Raw genomic sequence first — 17,852 nt, forward strand, 5'->3', positions numbered from 1 at the left:
TCAGCAATTAATCGGTCTGATTATAAAGACTTATGCAGGCCAAGAAAGCCTGTTTCATATCTCTTTTGACCGTTGCTTCTGAAATCTCCAGTTTTTCACTAATCGCACGATAGGTCAGCCCATCCAATTGCGATAATAAAAACACCTGTGCGGTACGCTGAGGTAGCTTTTCCAGCATTAAATGCACTTGATAAAGCGTTTCACGAATACAGACTTCGTATTCAGCTGAGGGATAGTATTCTTCTGGCAGCTGTGCAAGTGCATCTAAATACAGGTGTTCTACATGCTGATGCCGCCAATAATCAATAATTACATGCTTGGCAATGCCCATCAACCATGCCTGTGGCTCTTTAATCTTTTCAAAGCAATAGTCACTTTTTAAGGCACGGTAGAATACTTCCTGACTCAAGTCTTCAGATTGGTGGTGATGTTGCAGTTTATGCTTAAACCAAGACAACAACATGCTTTGTTGCGATTGATAAACGTGGCTAAACCATAACTGTTTTTCTACATTTAGGTTCATGACAGGGAGTCCACAAATGAGCAGGGAGATGCACAATTAAAGGCGGATGGAAAAAATATTTTCAAATAGTAATGATAATTGTTATTAATATCAATAAAATTGTATACATACTTTTACAGAAAAAATTGAGCTGATTTTGATTTTCGTTCGACTAAACCAATGTAGGGGAACATTTTTTGTTTTCTTCGTCTCCCATATTTCTAATGAATTTTGTTTGATTAAGTAGAGCATGCCATGAGTGAACAACAGATTGATTTAAAACCACAACAGCATTCTCGATCAAATAAAATCAAATGGTTGATTGCATTGACGGTGCTTTTATTACTGATGGTATGGGGTTGGAATTATTGGAAAAAATCCCAAGCCAATAAACAGGAATCGTTTAGCCAATGGAGTAAACCTGTGCCTGTGCGTGTGGTCGGGGTACAACGTGGCGATTTGCAATTACAAATTAAGGCGATTGGTACAGTGGTTCCAGCCAATACCGTGAATGTACAAAGTCAGGTGTCAGGGGTGCTGCAAAAACTGTATTTCAAAGAAGGGCAATACATTCAGAAAGGGCAATTGCTGGCACAAATTGACCCGACACCATTTCAGGTAGCATTGGCACAAGCACAGGGGACACAGCAACAAAATTTAGCGCAGTTGCAAAATGCACAAACTGAATTGAATCGTTATCAGTTGCTATATAAGCAAGACTCGATTGCTAAGCAACAGGTCGACCAACAACAAGCTTTGGTCAATCAACTTAAGGGGCAGATGCAAGCCAATCAAGCCCAAGTGGATGCAGCAAAGTTACAACTGTCTTATACCAAAATATATGCACCGATTGAGGGCCGTGTTGGCTTTCGCTTAAAAGATGCAGGTAATTTAATCCAAGCCAATGAAGCAACAGGTTTATTGAGTATTACTCAAATCCATCCTGTGTATATTCAGTTTGCGATTGCGGAAAATTACTTAGATACAATACGCCAAGCCACAAAAAATAAAGAAAGCATTCAAGTCAGTGCTTGGGATCGTGCAGAACAAAAACAGTTGGCCACAGGTTTAGTTCAGGCACTGGATAATCAGATTGATCTGAATACGGGCACACTGAAAGTAAAAGCCGTTTTTGCCAATCTCGATGATGCTTTATTCCCCAATCAATTTGTCAATGTTCGATTAAATGCCAAGACCTTGCAAAATGCGGTGCATCTGCCGAGTGATGCCATCCAACATGGGGCAAAGGGCACATATGTTTATATTGTGAATAAAGAAGATAAAGCTGAAGTTCGTATGTTAACGCTAGGTGCGGTTTCACAAGGACAGACCGAGATCATTGAAGGCTTACAAGGCAATGAGCGCGTTGTTCTAGAGGGCATTGATCGACTTTCCGAAGGGCAAGAAGTACAAATCATTCAGGATGATGTTTCTAAGCCGATCCCAGCAAAAACAGTAGCTGGATAAGCGTATGAATATTTCCAGATTCTTTATTTTACGACCCGTTGCCACCACTCTATTGATGTTGGCACTGTTTTTTAGTGGTCTACTGGTTTGGCGTTTATTACCCGTATCGGCATTGCCACAAGTCGATTATCCGATTATTCAGATATACACCTTTCAGCCAGGCGCAAATCCAGACACAGTACTGCGAACCATCAGTTCACCTTTAGAGCGGGAGATGGGCAAGATTGCTGGTTTGAAGCAAATGTCTTCGAATAGTTCGGTGGGCGCATCAGTGATCACCCTGCAATTTGAGTTAACTGCTGAACTGGGGATTGTCGAGCAAGAAGTACAGTCGGCCTTAAGTACCGCAAGTAGTAAATTGCCCAATGATTTACCCACACCGCCAATCTATCGCAAAGTGAATCCTGCCGATGTGCCCGTGATTACGCTTGCGATTAGTTCTGACAGTTTGCCACTGACCAAGGTCTATGACATGGTCGATACCCGAGTGGCACAAAAACTGTCTCAGCTTTCTGGGGTGGGGATGGTTAGTCTTGCAGGCGGGCAACGTCCTGCGATTCGGGTGCAGATGAATCCAGCTGCTTTGGCCGCGTTTAAGCTCAGTGCTGAAGATGTGCGTGCAGCTATTTCTGCCGCCAATGCCAATCAACCGAAAGGGAGTTTTGATGGACCTTTTCGCTCGACCATGCTGGATGCCAATGATCAGATGCGCTCGATTGCCGATTATGAAAACCTGATTTTACGTTGGAATAATGGCGCACCGATTCGCTTAAAAGATGTCGCGCAGGTGCTTGAGGGCAGTGAAGATCGCTATATGGCTGCATGGGCAGACAGCCAATCGGCTATTTTGGTGAATATCCAGCGTCAGCCCAATGCCAATGTGATTGAGGTAGCAGATCAAATCAAAAAAATACTGCCTGAATTACAACAAAATCTACCCGACAATGTTCATATTCGCGTCCTGACCGACCGAACGGAAAGTATTCGTAGCTCGATTAAAGATGTGCAAAAAGAACTGGTCTTCGCTGTGTGTTTGGTGGTGTTGGTCACCTTCTTATTTTTACGTAATTTTGCTGCGACCCTGATTCCGAGTATTGCCGTACCGCTGTCGATTATTGGTACGTTTGTGCTGATGTATTTTCTTGGCTTCTCGGTGAATAACCTGACTTTAATGGCTTTGACCATTGCCACGGGATTCGTGGTGGATGATGCCATTGTCATGCTCGAAAATATTGCGCGACACCGTGAGTCGGGTGAAAGCATGTTGCAAGCAGCACTAAAAGGATCAAAAGAAATTGGCTTTACCCTGATTTCTTTGACGATTTCTTTGATTGCTGTTTTGATCCCCTTGCTCTTCATGGGCGATGTGGTCGGACGCTTATTCCATGAGTTTGCGGTGACATTGGCAGCTGCGATTGCACTTTCATTGCTTGTTTCGCTGACTTTAACTCCAATGATGTGTGCCTATTTACTCAAAGATGCACCGAAGCATGCACAGCAGCCGAGTCGATGGAGTCTGGATCGAGTGATTCAGCATTATGCCAAGTTGTTGCAATGGGTACTTCGACACCAAGTACTGACCTTGATGGTGATGTTAGCAACAGTGCTACTGGCAGGGCTGCTGTATTGGTCGATTCCCAAAGGCTTTTTCCCAGTACAGGACAATGGTGTGATTCAGGTGGTGACTGAGGCCCCTGACCAGATTTCATTTCAAGCCATGAGTGAACGGCAACAGGCTTTGGCCGAAGTAATTTTAAAAGATCCAGCAGTTGCCAGCTTATCTTCCTTTATTGGTGTGGATGCCAATAATCCGAAGTTAAGCAATGGGCGTATTTTGGTGAATTTAAAAGCACATGCTGAACGTGCACCTGCTGCGGACGTGATGGCACGACTGAATGAAAATTTTGCACAGGTACATAGCATTAAAGGTTGGATGCAACCCGTACAAGAACTCAGTATAGAAGACAAAATTAGCCGCACCCAATATCAGCTGAGTGTGACAGCACCGAAAAATCAATTGGTTGAGGAGTGGATGCCTAAACTGGTTCAGGCATTGCGTCAGCAGGCTGCATTTGCAGAAGTGACCAGTGAAGATGCAGGACAGGGTTTACAAGCCTATATTGAGGTTAACCGTGATGCGGCAGCACGTTTAGGTTTAAGTGTTGAAGACATTAGTTTGGCTTTGCAGAATCTATTTGCACAGCGGCAAATTGCAACTTTATATACGCAGTCTAATCAGTACCGCATTGTTTTAGAATTAGACCCAAAACTCACCCAAGGCATTGAGGCTTTAAACCAAACCTATATTCATAACAATCAAGGACAGCCGATTTTATTGAGCTCTGTCGCCACGATTGTCGAAAAACATGCGCCGATTCTTTTACAGCAACAGTCGCAATTTTCTGCCGTTGGGATTTCTTTTAATTTAGCCAAGGGGGTGTCTTTAGGCGAAGCGATTAATGCGATTGAGCAGGTGAAGCAAAACCTTGAGCTACCGCCAGAGCTACAGGTTCAACTGCAAGGCGCAGCAGCAGCTTTTGAAAATTCACAGCAACATACGTTTTGGTTGGTGATTGCAGCAATTGTGACTATGTATATTGTGCTCGGTATGCTGTATGAAAGCTTTATTCATCCTGTGACCATTCTTTCAACCTTACCTTCTGCCGCGATTGGGGCCTTACTGGCCTTGTTCATGGTGGGTCAGCCGTTGGACATGATTGCACTGATTGGGATTATTTTATTGATCGGTTTGGTCAAGAAAAACGGCATCATGATGGTGGATTTTGCACTTGCGGCACAACGTAAAGAAGGCTTGACGGCTGAGCAGGCCATTTATCAGGCTGCTTTATTACGTTTCCGTCCGATTTTGATGACCACACTTGCAGCGGTAGTAGGCGCAATTCCATTGATGCTGGCTTCGGGTTCTGGGGCTGAATTGCGACAACCTTTAGGTTTGGTGATGGTGGGGGGATTGTTGGTCAGTCAGGTGCTCACCTTATTTACCACGCCTGTGGTGTATCTGTTTTTTGATCGTCTGCAAGCCAAGCAAATTGATGCAAGCCTGCTTTCCGATCAGACAGGAGCATCGCAATGACGTTGCTGTCGGTGTTTGTACAACGTCCAGTAGCCAGTGTGCTGTTGGGGATTGCGATTGTTCTTCTGGGGATTTTGGCCTATTTGCGTTTGCCTGTTGCGGCATTGCCACAAGCAGATATCCCGACCATTGTGGTGCGTGCCAATCTGCCTGGTGCCAGTCCAGAAAGTATGTCTGCAACCGTAGCCACCCCCTTAGAACGTGCCATGATGGGGGTATCTGGTGTTAAAGCGATTAATTCATCCAGTAATCAAAGTTCGACTCAGGTGGTTTTACACTTTGATTTAAATACCGATATTAATGAAGCTGCGCGTGAAGTTCAGGCCGCCATCAATGCCGCGATGTCACAGCTACCTGCGGGCATGCCGAGTCCGCCTGAGTATTTTAAAATCAACCCGAGTCAAAGTCCGATTTTTTATTTGGCACTCAGCTCCAAACAACTTTCAGCGGCAAAGCTATACGAAATTGCCTCCAATCAATTGCAACCGAATTTGGCCCAAATCAGTGGGGTCGGTGAAGTGTCGATAGATGGGGCTTCCATGCCTGCCGTGCGTATCACCATTAATTCAACTGCTTTAGTTTCAACGGGCATTTCTCTCGAGCAGGTGAGACAAGCCGTTGCAAAAAGTAATGTGGTGCAGGCATTGGGCGTAGTGGAACAACAGCAATTACGCTGGCAAGTGGCACTTTCTACAGAATTAAAGACCGCCCAAGATTTTGCCGATCTAATCATCAGACATACTGATCAAGGCGTTGTTCGCTTAAAAGATATTGCAGAAGTGCGTGATTCGGTTGAAAACCGCTATGTCAGTGGTTTTCACAATGGACAGCCTGCTGTGATTTTAAAGATTAGCAGACAACCCAATGCCAATACCGTGGCGACCATTGACCTGATTAAAGCCAAATTGCCCGTTCTAAGAGAACTGATGCCACGTGATGCGCAATTGACTGTGGTAATGGATGGCTCAACTATTGTGCGTAACAGTTTAGAGGAAGCAAGGGATACCTTGTTTTTATCCATGTTGCTGGTGGTCATCGTTGTGGTGCTGATGTTGGGTCGACTGCAAAGTGCGGTGATTCCCGCAATGGCATTGCTGGTCACTTTAATTGGCGTATGCAGTCTGATTTATTTGGCTGGATTTTCACTGAATAACCTGTCGATTATGGCGATCATCGTGGCGATTGGCTTGGTGGTGGATGATGCCATTGTGGTACTCGAAAATATTGAACGCTATATCGAACAAGGTGATTCACCTGCACAAGCGGCGGTAAAAGGCATCCAAGAGGTTGGCTTTACCTTGATTGCCATGAATCTGGCATTGATGGTGATTTTTCTCTCAGTCTTGTTTATGGGCGGTGTGATTGAACGCTTGTTTAGAGAGTTTTCGCTAACACTGGTTTTTGTGGTGGTCTTATCGGTCTTTGTGTCCTTGATTTTAACCCCAAGCTTATCAGCACGCTGTTTAAAACCTCTATCTCTTAATCACCCTCCACGACTGTATCGTTATAGCCATGATCTGATTCAGGGCTTGCCCCAATCTTATATTCGCTCTCTGCATTGGGTACTCAAACACGCTTATCTGATTGTGGTGCTGTGGCTGGCTGCAATCATTGCTTCAGTTTATCTCTACAATTTATTACCCAAACGCGTTTTGCCTGAACAAGACACGGGGCGAGTTGGTGCTTTTATTCGTGGCGATGATGGTTTCTCTTTTCAGATTATGCAGCCGAAGATTGCCGCGTTTAATCAAGCCCTACTCAAAGATCCCGCGGTAAAGGATGTGGTGGGTACTTCTGGCGGTGGTGGCGGCATGACCAACTCATTTTTAATGGTCAGTCTCAAACCAAAAGCTGAACGGGACGGTTTAACGTCCAAACAAGTGGTTGAACGTTTAAAGAAAAATGCACCTTGGCAGGCAGGGGCCGTATTCTCAGCGGATGTCGAACAGGATTTGGAATTGGATGATCCTTTTTCCAGTGGCAATGCACAGGAATATTTATTGTTATTGCAATCTGACAATGTGAGCTTACTGCGTGAATGGGCACCCAAAGTGGCCGAGGCTATGCGTAAACTGCCTGAGTTTGAAGAGGTGGAAACACAGGGTGATGAAGGGGCGCAGCATGTCACTTTAGACATCGACCGTGAAGCCGCAAAACGATTGGGCATTGATATTGAAAGTATTTCCAGTGTTCTCAATAACTCCTTTTCGCAACGGCAGATTTCCACGATTTATGATCGCAATGATCAGTTCTATGTGGTGATGGAAGTTGACCAACGTTTTACCGAACATCCAGAAGCCTTGGCGGATGTGAAAGTGCCAAATCAACAAGGCATCTATGTGCCCTTAAGCAATTTTGCTACGTGGAGTTATGGCATTAGCAATGATCGGGTTTATCGCCGTAATCAATTTGCCGCTATGGGGGTGGGGTACGTGGTGAAGAAAGGCTATAGCTATGAACAGGCAGATGCTGCGATTCGTCAGGTCTTGCCAAAGATCATGCTGCCAAAAGAAATCTTTGTAATGACAGATCGCGATGTCGAAACTGAAAGCCTTCAAGCTGGTTTAAGTACGCCTGCTTTGATTGCGGCTGTGATCGTGCTGATTTTTATTGTCTTAGGGATTACTTATGAAAGTATTGTGCATCCTTTTACCATTTTATCCACCATTCCGACAGCAGCTTTGGGCGCTTTACTCAGCTTATGGCTGTTTCAGATTCCGTTTAGCCTGATTGCCTTGTTAGGCATCTTTTTACTAATCGGGATTGTGGTGAAAAATGCGATCTTGCTGATTGATTTTACTTTGCAGCAACGACGTCAAGGTCACACCGATTTAGACAGCATTATCGCTGCGGCAACATTGCGTTTCAGACCGATTTTAATGACCAATACCGCAGCTTTATTGGGTGCGATTCCTTTGGCACTCGGTTGGGGAGAAGGCTCGGAAATGCGACAACCATTGGGAATTGCCATTGTTGGCGGATTGGCACTGGGTCAATTGTTAACCTTATATACCACCCCTGTGATGTATCTCATATTTGAAAAATTCGCTCAATTCCTGAATCGCTTCAAACTGCGATTGAATATCTTGCGTTGGAGTAAATAGGAAGTCGCTATGAAAAAAACAGTTTTTACACTTTCTATGGGTATCGCAGTGACGATGCTGCTCACGGCATGCCAGTCGTCCAGTACCTTTAAGCCTGCAGCCTATCAGCAGCCCGTGATTCAAAGTGCTGCACAGTATAAATATGCAGATTTGCAGTGGATTGAAGCTTCTAAGATAGCAGCGACACCGCAGCAATGGTGGGAGATGTATCAGGATCCGATCTTATCTAAACTGATACAGCAATTGGATCAGGATAACCTGAGCATCCAACAGGCCCAAGCTAAGTATCGCCATGCTATGGCATTGTTGGATGGACAACGTGCCAATGCACTTCCGAACATCACTATGGGCGGCAATGCCAATCAAACCGAAACTAAAAACGCTGGCAAGAGTCGTCAATTCGGTGCCAATGTCGCAGTGAGTTGGATTCCTGATCTTTGGGGGAGAGTTGCAAAAGCGGTGGAAGGGCAACAGGCCAACTTGCAAGCATCTGCTGCAGATTTGGCTGCCATTCAGCTGAGTCAGCAACTGCTCGCAGCAGAGGCCTATTGGAGCATTCGTTTGTTCGATGCCAAGCTGGATGTGTTAAATCAGACCCAGCAAAGTGATCAACGATCTGTGCGTATTTTACAGCAGCAATACCAAGCAGGCATGATTGCACGGGCTGATGTGATTCAGGCTGAGACCCAACTTAAACAAGTCGGTCTGCAATTGTTAGAGCTACAACGTAGTCGTGATTTGCAAGAAAATGTGTTGGCGGTCTTGGTTGGACGCAATGTGGCTAATTTTAATTTAAATAAAAATCGCTATCAATTTAGTACCCCTCAAATTCCGACCCAAATTCCAAGTCGGCTGTTGGCACAACGTCCCGATGTGATTCGTAGCGAACGCGAATTGGCAATGACACATGCGCAATTAGGCCTAGCGCAAACCGCATGGCTACCTGATTTGACCATCAGCTTGGATAGCAGTGCCAATAGTCAGGTCTTTCATACTTTATTGCAGTCACCCAATACTGCATGGTCAATGGGGGCAAAAGTCTTAGGCACATTGTTTGATGGGGGGAAACGACAGGCTGATATTCAACAGGCTCAAGCCAATTACGATGAAAAGCTTGCTGCCTATAAACATTCAGTATTAACAGGCTGGAAAGAGGTGGAGGATGGTTTGCTGCAAGCAGGTCATTTCCAGCAGCAGATCGTAGCGCAACAGCAATTGCTTAAGCTGTCGATTGAAAATGAACGGGTTGCCAAGCAACGTTATCAAGCCGGTTTGGTCAGTTATCTAGAAGTAGCGACTGCACAGAATCTGCGTTTGAGTGCAGAAGAACGTTTATTGGAATTACAGCAATTACATCTCAAAAATTCAGCGCAATTGGTGGCTGCATTGGGTGGTGGGATGAATTCTTCATCTTAAATCGAGTGGCATTATCAATCATTGCAGTTATTCATATTCAGTTTGAATGGCATTTGGATCGCTGCAATTTATTAAATTCGAAAGATACTGCTTGGATTATTATTTTTTTGCTTTGTAACATTAAAAAGAATAGTGATTGATGATTTTATTTTTGGATTTTTGAGGGGAAGGATTCCAATTTTTTAGAGCGGTATTCTATTCAGCTCATGATTTTTATTTTTCAGTATCATCTGAATGCCTTTGTGTAAATTTTAGTAGTTAATCAAGCAAATAGCGCTTCGATATGTAGAATAAAAAATAGCCATTTTTATTAGAGAAAGACGTTCATCATAAATTAATTTAGATCTTTCTTATTTCATCTTCATCCCAATCTGAGATAACGGAGCAAATATGATTGTATTATTGATATTGCTTGGCCTATTGATTCAGTTAGTTGTGGTATGGGCTGTTTTTTATTTTGAAGCCAATCGAACTGTTGGCTGTGTTGTTTCCATTGTCGCCGCCATTCTGTGTAGTGTGTTGATCACACCGTGGAGTCTGTTACTGGGCATTCCGATTATTCTCGCGAGTGTAATTGTTTTGATTGCACCTTTGCGTGATGCTTTGGTGAGTCGACCTGCGTTTAATATTCTCTCAAAAGCAATGCCGAGTATGAGCATCACCGAAAGAGAAGCTTTGGAAGCGGGGACCAGTTGGTGGGAAAAAGAACTATTTATGGGGGCGCCTGATTGGGAAAAGTTTGATCAATATCCTTATCCAACTTTATCCGCAGAAGAACAGGCATTTTTAGATCATGAAGTACAACAGCTCTGTTCCATGTTAGATGAATGGCAGATTCATCATCAAGAAAAAGACCTACCGCCAGAGGTTTGGCAATTTATTAAAGACAACGGCTTTTTAGGTTTGATTATTCCAAAATCATTTGGTGGTAAGCAATTTACACCGTTTGCACAAAGTCGCATTATGAGCAAAATTGCGTCTCGTTCCTTAACTGCTGCCGTCAGCTGTATGGTGCCGAACTCGCTTGGACCAGGTGAGTTACTGCTGCACTATGGAACCGAAGAACAAAAACAACGCTATTTACCCGGATTGGCAAAAGGGACAGAAGTGCCTTGTTTTGGTTTGACCAGCCCTGAAGCTGGGTCAGATGCAGGGGCGATTCCTGATACAGGTGTGGTCTGTTATGGGCAGTACCAAGGTCAAGAAGTACTGGGTCTAAAAATGAACTTCTCCAAGCGTTGGATTACCCTTGCACCGATTGCGACCGTGATTGGTTTGGCGTTTAAGCTCTATGATCCAGATGGTTTACTTGGTGATAAAAGCAAAGTGGAATATGGCATTACCTGTGCCTTGATTCCTGCTGATCATGAGGGAATCCATATTGGTCCTCGACATAATCCTGGCGCGCCGTTTATGAATGGTACGGTTGAGGGCAGCGATGTCTTTATTCCATTGGACTGGATTATTGGTGGGCAGCAAAATGCAGGTAAAGGTTGGCGTATGCTGATGGAGTGCCTAGGCGTGGGTCGAGGTATTTCACTGCCTGCTTTGGCAACTGCCGGAGGAGAAATGAGCTATCTGTTGGTCGGGGCATTTGCCAGTGTTCGCCAACAATTCAAAATCTCGGTTGGGCATTTTGAAGGGGTACAAGAGGCGACCAGTGATATCGCCAGCGATGCCTATATGTTGGAATCATTCCGTTATCTAGTGACCTGTGGTTTAAACCAAGGTGGAACGCCTGCGGTGATGACTGCAATGGCAAAATACTATGCCACCGAGACCATGCGTAAAGTGGTCAATCACGGTATGGATGTGGTGGGTGGACGAGCGATTCAGCTAGGTCCACGTAACTTCCTTGCACTGACTTATCAATCCATTCCTGTGGCGATTACGGTGGAAGGTGCGAATATCCTGACGCGTTCATTGATGATTTTTGGTCAAGGCTCAATGCGTTGTCACCCTTATTTATTCGAAGAATTACAGTTATTGCAATCAGAAGATAAGGCATCTGCTTTTAAAGCTTTTTCTCCTTTACTATTTAAACATTTGGCTTATACCTTTAATCGTGCGGCCAGAGCAGCAGCATATTCGATTACGGGTGGTTCAAATCAAGGCTCTCAACAAGCGGATGATTTTTCCAAAGCCTATTACAGCAAAATCAACCGTTTCAGTGCCGATTTTGCATTGACGGCAGATATGGCACTTGGAATTTTAGCCGGTGATTTAAAACGTAAAGAAATGCTGTCTGGTCGGTTGGCCGATATCCATGCGAACTTATTTATTGCTACGGCAATTTTAAAATACTACGAGCATGGTCAAAGAACTGAAGCCGAACGAAAACATGCAGAATTGGCCCTCAATAAAGCGTTATATCAAGTGCAAGAAGCGTTCTTTGGCTTCTATGATAATTTCCCAATGAAGCTTGCTGCATGTATGGTGAAATTACTGTGCTTCCCATTTGGTCGTCCAATTGCAGCACCATCAGATCAATTGAAGCAAGAGGTGGCCCAGCTAATCATGCAAGAACATGCGTTCCGAGATCAATTGAAGCAACACGTTTATTACAACACCGATGCTAACGATGTGATGGGACGTATGGAATCTGCTTTTCAGGCTTTACTACAGCTACAACCGTTGTGGAATAAGTTTAAAAAGGCAGAATCGAAAGATCAGTTTAGTGGTTTGACCTTTGAGCAACATATTGCTGATGCGATTGAGACAGGTTTCATTACAACTGCTGAGGCAGAGTCACTTGTACAATACAACGCCAAACGTTATGACAGTATGTTGACCGATATTTTTGATGCACATTTAGACAAGGAACTGCCACTGGATAATCCGCATCTTAAAACCTGATTGTTTTTAGTATTTTCAAATTAAGATCGAACAGTCCTGAATATATTGATGATGGTATTGTCCATGTTTTAATAATATTTGGGACTGTTTTCATAACAGTTCTAATTTTTCCAAGCTTATCTGTTATATTTTTTTTAGAAAATTCTGTGTCTTTTTTTTGTCTGTATCTTATTGCACTATAACAACATGAGTTGAGCAAAGACAAAGGTACCGATATGAATTTTTTGAAAAAAAAGAATAATGCCAGTTTTGTATTCTTCATCATTACTCTGTATGCATTTCTTGGATTCGGTCTAGGTTACATAATCTGGGAATATTTTTTATAAGCTGTGATAGCTGTGTCGTGTTGAAGTCGTGATTAATGAAAACAGCCATCTAGGGAATGATGTTATTCCCTAGATGGGCTAAATCTTTATTGAGTTAAAAATGCCACAGCTTCAGTAATTAAAGCAGTTACTTCTTTCGGTTGTGAGGCCAATGAAGCATGACTTGCGTTTAAAGAAATTACTTTTTTAGCATTTAAACGATCAGACATCACCGCTTGGTTTTCTGGGCTGATCATGCGGTCTTGGGTTGAGATTTGATACCAAGAGGGTTTGGTTTTCCAAGCAGGGTTGCTAATGTTATCGCCAAAGGTACTGGCTAAAGGTGCTTTTTGGGTAACGCCCATGGCAAAACCTTCATCTTTGCTCAGGTCTTGGCAGAAACTTTCGTGAAATTTATCGACTTTAAGCCAAAGATAACCATCACTATCTGGTTCGAGATTCGGCGCTGCCACAGGTAAGTGTTGTTGGGTAATTGCCCCAGGGCTTTCATTGCTATCTGGTGCAAAGGCAGCAATATAAACTAAACCCACAACATTTGGATGGTTGCCTGCTTCGGTAATCACTGCGCCGCCGTAAGAGTGACCCACTAACAGTACATCACCATCAACTTGGGCAATCATTTTTTGAGTTCGTTCTACGTCATCTGCGAGAGAGGTTAATGGCAGTTCTACGGCACGTAAGGACTGATAACCTTGATGGGACAATTCATTAATCACTTTGGTCCAATGGGCTGCACCGCCCCAAAAACCGTGTACCAGAATAATGGTCGGTTGAGTACTCATATTTATCTCCTAGCTGAATGCTATTGTATTGAATTTTCGATATTTAATAGTGGAAGTTTTACGGTATAAAGAGATGGGTAGAGGTGGGTGTTTTTTATACTAACGAAATCTTCTCAAAAGATTATTGGTGTTTTGTTATGCTTCCACAATAACTGAAACGCCAATGTTTTTGCAGAAACACTTTTAAGGACAAAAGCACAAAATGAGTGATGAGCATGATCAGCAGGTGTTAACCGATATCTTCTTTGATATTTATCGTTTCGCCGATATCTCGGGTGAAATCTATGGCGTGGAGCATCTCTCAGCACAAAAGAAACGGTGCTTTCCTGCCCGATATGCCTATATCCATATTATTCATCAGGCGAGCTGTCGATTGAGAATCAAACGGATGCAAGTCGATTTGATATTGCAGCAAGGTGATATTGTTGTGTTGCCTAGCAAGTTGGAACATTCGCTCGAAGTATGTACGGAGCAGGGTTCAGCTGCTGCTGTGATGAGTTGCACGTTTGAATTGAACGGTATTTATGGCGAGGCGATTGCAGAAGGATTACCGAGTTACATTCATGTACCCTCACACCATAATGCTGAAAAAGTCGCAGAATGGGTACCCATGACCGTTGCTGCAATCAAGCTTGAACTTGAACACCCCGCACTTGGCAGTCGAGTCATGTTGTCTCGAATCATTGATTTATTGTTGGTCTGGTCGATACGGTTTTGGTTAGCAACGGAGAAGATTGAACATCAAAGTTGGATTTCTGCATTACGCGATCCAATCATGAGTAAGGCATTATCATTGATGCATGCGCAACCTGCTTATGAATGGGATGTTGCGTCGCTTGCTCAACTGACCAAACAATCTCGCTCCAGTTTTTCCAAAAAATTTGTTGAGTTGGTTGGCGTACCCCCTATGCTGTATTTAAAAAATTGGCGGATGAAATTAGCCAGCCAATTGCTCAAAGAAACCGATAAAAATATTGCACAAGTTGCTGAATGCGTCGGCTATGCTTCTCAAGCCGCCTTTAGCCGTGCTTTTGCACAGCGCTTTGGTTGCGCACCTAAAAACTTTAGGGCTGCGATAAGTCAGGAAGTATTTTAGAGCATTCGAACAAATGCATAGATGGGAATCTGTACTGATGCAGAGTGAACTGCATCAGTACATTGAAATCCAAGCTTGGATTTTATTTGCTCAGTGACCACTGAATCGCAGCATCAAACAGTTTCAAGCCGTCCTCAGACAGATTGCTAAAGGTCTCATTGTTGAGAAAAAACATTAGTCGTTTTGCTGGTGCTAGCGACTCATAATCCATGGTCGCACCTTTTTCATAACCCCAGATTGCGACTTTTTCAGGTTGCCCATAAATGGTTGCAATGATGGTTGCACCGAGTCCTGGTTTGCCCCAACTCATTGGTGCTTGTGCTTTATAGACGTTGCGTGTCCCCGCGGAAAGATGCGCCGACAGGGGATGCGGTGCATTGACCAGCCACAAATAGCGTTCTTTCTCGACTTCACCAAAATCAGTATCAATCCGTTTACCGGTCATGGCCAGATCATCGAGATAATCATTTTCCCAAGTCATCAATGGAATCGGCAGTTGTCGCCAACCCGATTGCAGATTTTTGGATGCCACCGTTGAAGAGATAATCACGAGATCGGTGTTTTTTAAACTGTTAGGGGAAATAGATTGATCGAGTAGCTCAACCTGATAGCCCTTGCGTTGCAAGTAATTTTGAATCGCAACATCGGTGGCAAAGGAAGCCCCTTTAAGCTGTGAAATCAGGGCAATCTGTGTTTGGGCGTAAACAGAGGATGTCCATGTACTAAAGGCAAGGATCATCGTCATGATCGTAAGAATTTTTTTCATATTGATCTCAAAAGCGCAGTAATGAACTTACTGCGCTGATCCTCTATTAGAATTTAAAAGTGGCACGTAATACTGCTTGACGAGAATCCCCTTGAGACACCGCCAGATTATTAACGCTGGCCGTATAGTAGGTTTTATCAAAGATATTATTTAAATTAAATTGAAAATTAACCGCTTGTTTGGCAATGGTGGTGTCATAACTGACAAAGGCATTGGCCAGTGCATACTCAGGCAGGTCAAAGCTATTTTCCGAGTCTCCCGCACGTTTACCGACATAATTGCCACTGAGACCTAAACGTAATTTGCCATGATAAAGTTCACCATAATTATAGGCCAAGGCCAGAGATGCGGTATCTCGTGCGACATTACTCAAGCGATTACCTTGCAGACCAAGCTCGTCTTCAGTGACTTTGGCATCGGTATAGGCATAGGTCAGGGTTGCATCAAGTTGATCAGTCAGACGGCCTGTCAGGTCAAGTTCAGCACCTTTGGAACGGACTGCGCCTGTGGTATGCAGTTCAACTTCATTGCTCGATGAGTTGGTGACTTTGGCTAAAACATTACTTTTTTTAATATCATAGACAGCAAAATTGGCTTTGATGCGGTCATTGAACTCGTATTTTGCACCGACTTCATAAGATTTGGCTTGCTCAGGTTTGACATCGGCATCAATGACTGCATTGCCGCCTAAAGGTGCAATTGAAGACGAGGGTTTGAGGGATTCGGTATAGCTGCCATAGAAAGACAGCTGATCATTCCATTGATAGACAAAGCCCGCATGCGGGAGCCAAGCATCGTCTTTGCTATTGGTATTTTCTTTAAATGGTCGTCCACGTCCAGCGGTCTGTTGATAATTCAGATAACGGCCACCGAGTACGGCAATCCAATTTTCATTTAAGTGAATCGCATCTTGCAGATAAAAACCATAGGTATGCAATTTGTCAGTTTGGTCGCTATCGGATGCAACGATATTTTTAGATGCTTCAACGGATCCAAACTTGGGATTTAAATAATCTAAGGTTGAGCTATCACCACGAACCATATCTGGACGGAAATATTTACGGTATTCGATATCTGAACCCATTTGAATATCATGCTTTAAACCCAGTAAATTGACCGAACCATTGAGATAGGCTTGGGCATTACTATCGATACTTTCTGCATTTAAGGTGGCATCGGTACGGCGTGTCACCGTATGGTTGGCCGTATTTAGCTTGGTCACACGGAGTTGATTGGCATCGTAAGTCTCGTAATTATAGCTATAGCCCAAGTGAGCTGACCAGTTATCATTAAGCTGATGATCAACCAATAGTTGTGCCAAATGAGCTTCACCTTTCATTTGGTTAAAGGCTTCATCTAAGCGTTGATATTTCGAGATCGGTAAGGCTTGTTTCGTTCTAGGATCAAAAATGGTTGAGCGATCAAAAGGCACGTCAAAGTCACGATATTGATAACTTAAATTGACTTTAGTCTGACCATTATCCCAACCCAATGAGGGCGCAATTAAAGTCTGTTTGAGATTACCAAAATTACGCCAGTAGTCTGCATCGGAATGATCGGCAATGAAACGATAGGCAAAGTTACTGTCGCTGATTGCACCCGTGGTATCCAGACTTGCACCTAGACCATTTTTACCTGCGGCAAAGCGAACCATACACTGAAAATTCAGTTTTTTGTGTCGTTTCAGGTTTTTTGGTAATGACATTGACCACACCACCTGGGTCCATAATGCCATAGAGTAAAGATGCAGGCCCTTTTAACACTTCAACCTGTTCAACCGCAGCATTCATGGTGCGACCTTGCACAATCGGCATGCCATTCACAGTAATCGAGCCATCACGATTATCCCCAAAACCCCGTTTCATGACGGTATCTTGAGTACCCCCCAAAGTATTGCCTTGCGTAATGCCACTGACTTGAGTCAGTGCATTGTCCAAGTTTGCTGGCAAATAATCTTTCATATATTGTTTAGACACCACATTTACGGTTTGTGGGCTTTCTAGATTGTTTTGATTGCCGCGTAAGGTTGATGCTGTTTGTGCAGCGATATAACTGGAGGATTGCTCAGCTTGCACATTAATGGTTGCGAGTTGTGTGGGATGTTCTGAGGTCGTTTCTGCCCACGACAGCACAGGTATTAAAGATAAGAGGAATGGGCTGCTTTGTTTCAAAATTTCAACAGTAATAAGATTTTTGCGTGGGGAGAAAGCAGACATAAGGATACCTGTGCGATACAGAAGATTAGGTTGATGCAGGAGCGTCATAAACTTATTGGGCTCAAAAGGCGGTTGAGCATGCAATAAGGGGATTAAGTATAGTTAAATAGGAATCATTTACAATAATGACAGAATGTATAAAAATTAAAGTATTGATAATGCATTTATTATTTTTGCTAATGAATGAATGCTATTCATAGTTAAATATTTAAATAAATCATTTTATT

At 43.5% G+C, this 17,852-nt stretch carries 10 protein-coding genes and 1 pseudogene; 7 read left to right on the forward strand and 4 right to left on the reverse strand.

The genetic code is table 11. The features are described from left to right. Positions 1 to 7: 7 nt before the first annotated feature. The gene (locus F885_RS04190; RefSeq protein ID WP_005321753.1) at positions 8 to 523 is read right to left on the reverse strand and encodes a sigma-70 family RNA polymerase sigma factor; all 516 of its coding nucleotides are present in this window, start codon (positions 521 to 523) and stop codon (positions 8 to 10) included. A gap of 234 nt (positions 524 to 757) precedes the next feature. Between F885_RS04190 and F885_RS04185 the strand changes: the two genes are divergently transcribed. From F885_RS04185 to F885_RS20850, 6 genes are all read left to right on the forward strand, one after another. Next, positions 758 to 1,969 (forward strand): efflux RND transporter periplasmic adaptor subunit, encoded by a 1,212-nt coding sequence (locus F885_RS04185; protein ID WP_005321754.1) that lies wholly within the window; start codon positions 758 to 760, stop codon positions 1,967 to 1,969. A gap of 4 nt (positions 1,970 to 1,973) precedes the next feature. Continuing rightward, a complete protein-coding gene (locus F885_RS04180) occupies positions 1,974 to 5,063 on the forward strand; it encodes a multidrug efflux RND transporter permease subunit (RefSeq protein WP_005321755.1) in 3,090 nt (1,029 codons plus the stop codon). Further along, positions 5,060 to 8,167: an efflux RND transporter permease subunit gene (locus tag F885_RS04175; protein WP_005321756.1), complete on the forward strand. Its 3,108-nt coding sequence runs from the start codon at positions 5,060 to 5,062 to the stop codon at positions 8,165 to 8,167. Before F885_RS04180 ends, F885_RS04175 begins: the two co-directional genes overlap by 4 nt. Before the next feature lie 9 nt (positions 8,168 to 8,176). Beyond that, positions 8,177 to 9,583: an efflux transporter outer membrane subunit gene (locus F885_RS04170; protein ID WP_005321758.1), complete on the forward strand. Its 1,407-nt coding sequence runs from the start codon at positions 8,177 to 8,179 to the stop codon at positions 9,581 to 9,583. Between the two features lie 390 nt (positions 9,584 to 9,973). After that, a complete protein-coding gene (locus F885_RS04165; RefSeq protein ID WP_005321759.1) occupies positions 9,974 to 12,439 on the forward strand; it encodes an acyl-CoA dehydrogenase in 2,466 nt (821 codons plus the stop codon). A 215-nt stretch (positions 12,440 to 12,654) separates the two neighbouring features. Continuing rightward, positions 12,655 to 12,765 carry a hypothetical protein gene (locus tag F885_RS20850; protein WP_085944200.1) on the forward strand — a complete coding sequence of 37 codons (111 nt, stop codon included), beginning with the start codon at positions 12,655 to 12,657 and terminating at the stop codon, positions 12,763 to 12,765. 86 nt (positions 12,766 to 12,851) lie between these two features. Here F885_RS20850 and F885_RS04160 read toward each other — a convergent pair whose 3' ends face one another. Next, positions 12,852 to 13,547: an alpha/beta hydrolase gene (locus F885_RS04160; RefSeq protein WP_005321760.1), complete on the reverse strand. Its 696-nt coding sequence runs from the start codon at positions 13,545 to 13,547 to the stop codon at positions 12,852 to 12,854. 202 nt (positions 13,548 to 13,749) lie between these two features. Here F885_RS04160 and F885_RS04155 point away from each other — a divergent pair, with 202 nt between their 5' ends. Further along, a complete protein-coding gene (locus tag F885_RS04155; RefSeq protein WP_005321763.1) occupies positions 13,750 to 14,643 on the forward strand; it encodes a helix-turn-helix transcriptional regulator in 894 nt (297 codons plus the stop codon). An 82-nt stretch (positions 14,644 to 14,725) separates the two neighbouring features. Here the strand turns inward: F885_RS04155 and F885_RS04150 are convergent, their stop codons facing one another. Both F885_RS04150 and F885_RS0120250 read right to left on the reverse strand, forming a co-directional pair. Continuing rightward, complete coding sequence (locus F885_RS04150; RefSeq protein ID WP_005321766.1) at positions 14,726 to 15,409, reverse strand: hypothetical protein; 684 nt, start codon at positions 15,407 to 15,409, stop codon at positions 14,726 to 14,728. A 46-nt stretch (positions 15,410 to 15,455) separates the two neighbouring features. Further along, positions 15,456 to 17,625, reverse strand: a pseudogene (locus tag F885_RS0120250) (TonB-dependent siderophore receptor). Between the last annotated feature and the right edge of the window lie 227 nt (positions 17,626 to 17,852).

It is taken from the genome of Acinetobacter higginsii (genome assembly GCF_000369845.1).
Classification (GTDB): Bacteria; Pseudomonadota; Gammaproteobacteria; order Pseudomonadales; family Moraxellaceae; genus Acinetobacter; species Acinetobacter higginsii.

Bases quoted from the DNA above. Each gene is read 5' to 3' on its own strand.
- F885_RS04190 (WP_005321753.1), bottom strand. From the start codon at position 523: ATGAACCTAAATGTAGAAAAACAGTTATGGTTTAGCCACGTTTATCAA.
- F885_RS04175 (WP_005321756.1), top strand. From the start codon at position 5,060: ATGACGTTGCTGTCGGTGTTTGTACAACGTCCAGTAGCCAGTGTGCTG.
- F885_RS04165 (WP_005321759.1), top strand. From the start codon at position 9,974: ATGATTGTATTATTGATATTGCTTGGCCTATTGATTCAGTTAGTTGTG.
- F885_RS04160 (WP_005321760.1), bottom strand. From the start codon at position 13,547: ATGAGTACTCAACCGACCATTATTCTGGTACACGGTTTTTGGGGCGGT.
- F885_RS04170 (WP_005321758.1), top strand. From the start codon at position 8,177: ATGAAAAAAACAGTTTTTACACTTTCTATGGGTATCGCAGTGACGATG.
- F885_RS20850 (WP_085944200.1), top strand. From the start codon at position 12,655: ATGAATTTTTTGAAAAAAAAGAATAATGCCAGTTTTGTATTCTTCATC.
- F885_RS04155 (WP_005321763.1), top strand. From the start codon at position 13,750: ATGAGTGATGAGCATGATCAGCAGGTGTTAACCGATATCTTCTTTGAT.
- F885_RS04185 (WP_005321754.1), top strand. From the start codon at position 758: ATGAGTGAACAACAGATTGATTTAAAACCACAACAGCATTCTCGATCA.
- F885_RS04180 (WP_005321755.1), top strand. From the start codon at position 1,974: ATGAATATTTCCAGATTCTTTATTTTACGACCCGTTGCCACCACTCTA.
- F885_RS04150 (WP_005321766.1), bottom strand. From the start codon at position 15,409: ATGAAAAAAATTCTTACGATCATGACGATGATCCTTGCCTTTAGTACA.